This is a genomic window from Actinomadura sp. HBU206391 (assembly GCF_014323665.1).
In the GTDB taxonomy this organism is placed as follows: Bacteria; Actinomycetota; Actinomycetes; order Streptosporangiales; family Streptosporangiaceae; genus Actinomadura_C.
This window is the reverse complement of sequence record NZ_JABVEB010000529.1, coordinates 1-1551: the sequence shown is the minus strand read 5'-3', so window position 1 is coordinate 1551 and position 1551 is coordinate 1. Positions and strand designations below refer to the sequence as shown.

The window sequence follows — 1551 nt, the reverse complement described above, 5'->3', positions numbered from 1 at the left end:
CGCGGGCCTGCGCGACTCCTACCGGGCGGCGCACCCCGATCCGGTACGGGATCCGGGCGTCACCTGGTCGCCGATCCACGCCGAGCACGAGGACGGCAGCGGACGGGCCGAACCCCAGGACCGGATCGACTACATCCTTTACGCCGGGGCCGGTCTGGACGTGCTGCACTCGACCACCTGCGTCAGCGGATCCCCTCGCCGGTATCCGGACGTCGAGGACAACGAGTGGCCGTCGGACCATGCCGCCGTGATCACCACGTTCGCCGTTCGCCGAAGCGAATGGGGCGCTGTCCGGTACTGATCATGAGCCGAGGTCGCGTGGTGAGGGTCCGTCACATGAGGGCGGCTTCCGCGAGGTACTTGCCGACGTCGGCGATCTCGCCGGCGGCGAGCGGGATCTGCGGCAGCGCGGTCGTCGGGTGGTCGATGACGCCCCGCAGGTGCAGCGCCGCCTTGAAGGCCCCCATTGCCGAAGAACCGCGGCCCATGTGCGGGCCGCCGACGTGCACCAGGCCGAACAGGCGGAGCAACCGCTCCTGCTCCGCGCGCGCGGCCGCCCAGTCCCCCTGCGACGCCGCGCGGAACAGCCGCACGTAGCCGTGCGGATCCACGTTGCCGAGCCCGGGGACGACACCGTCCGCACCCATCCACAGGGCGGAGTCGACGGTCAGCTCCGAGCCGGTCAGCACCGAGAACGACGGGATGCCGCGGTCGCGGCGGCCGACGAGCACCTCGCGCAACCCGCCCTCGTCGCCGCTCGAGTCCTTGAGCCCGGCGAGCACGCCCTCGGCGGCGAGTTCCAGCAGCAGGTCCGCGCCCAGCTTGCTGTGCACCGAGACCGGCAGATCGTAGGCGTACAGCGGGACTCCGGCCTGGGCCGCGATCGCCCGGAAATGAATCGCGATCTCGGCCGGATGGGTGCGCGTGTAGAACGGCGCGGTGGCGACGATGCCGTCGACGCCGGCTCCGACCGCCACCCGCACATGGTCGAGCACCCGTGGCGCGGTCATGTCGATCACGCCGGCCAGCACTGGAACCTGACCCCCGACATGACCGAGCACGGTGTCGAGCACGACCTTGCGATGGCCGTCGGGCAGGAAGGCGACCTCGGACGAGGAGCCGAGGATGAACAGCCCGTCGACCCCGCCGTCCAGCAAGTGATCCACCAGCCGCGTCAGCGAAGCGGTGTCGACCTCGTACGCGGGCGTGAGAGGTGTGCACACCGGGGGGATGACGCCGGACATCGCGGTGGCAGTGATCATGAACTCTCCTGGGCTTGGCTGATCAGTTCGAGGTCGGTGGTGCCGTCGAGCACCGGGTGATGGCAGCGGATGAGGTCGTCTCGGCCCTCGCTCTGTGCGGCCGGCATCTCGGCGGCGCAGAGGTCGTCGGCCTTCCAGCACCGCGTGCGGAAGGGACAGCCGCTCGGCGGCCGGGTCGCGGACGGCACCGGCCCCACCAGCGGGATCGGGTCGATCGGCGAGAGCAGGCCGGGCGAGGCGGAGAAGAGCGCGCGCGTGTAGGGGTGCCGTGCCCGGCCGGGCACGGCCT

General features: G+C 71.5%; 2 protein-coding genes and 1 pseudogene. 1 reads left to right on the top strand and 2 read right to left on the bottom strand.

Annotation, left to right across the window (positions count from 1 at the left end; all coding sequences use genetic code 11):
* Window positions 1-301: pseudogene (locus HKK72_RS39130) on the top strand (endonuclease/exonuclease/phosphatase family protein); the annotation flags it as partial.
* 31 nt (window positions 302-332) lie between these two features.
* On the opposite strand, the gene HKK72_RS39125 reads toward HKK72_RS39130, so the two are convergent.
* Window positions 333-1262 carry a dihydrodipicolinate synthase family protein gene (locus tag HKK72_RS39125; protein ID WP_187239411.1) on the bottom strand — a complete coding sequence of 310 codons (930 nt, stop codon included), beginning with the start codon at window positions 1260-1262 and terminating at the stop codon, window positions 333-335.
* A partial coding sequence (locus HKK72_RS39120) for an oligopeptide/dipeptide ABC transporter ATP-binding protein (protein ID WP_410050393.1) occupies window positions 1259-1551 on the bottom strand: 293 nt, incomplete at its 5' end. The genes HKK72_RS39125 and HKK72_RS39120, both read right to left, overlap by 4 nt.

Excerpts from the sequence above, each read along its gene's own strand:
- HKK72_RS39125 (WP_187239411.1), bottom strand. The coding sequence starts at position 1,262 with ATGATCACTGCCACCGCGATGTCCGGCGTCATCCCCCCGGTGTGCACA.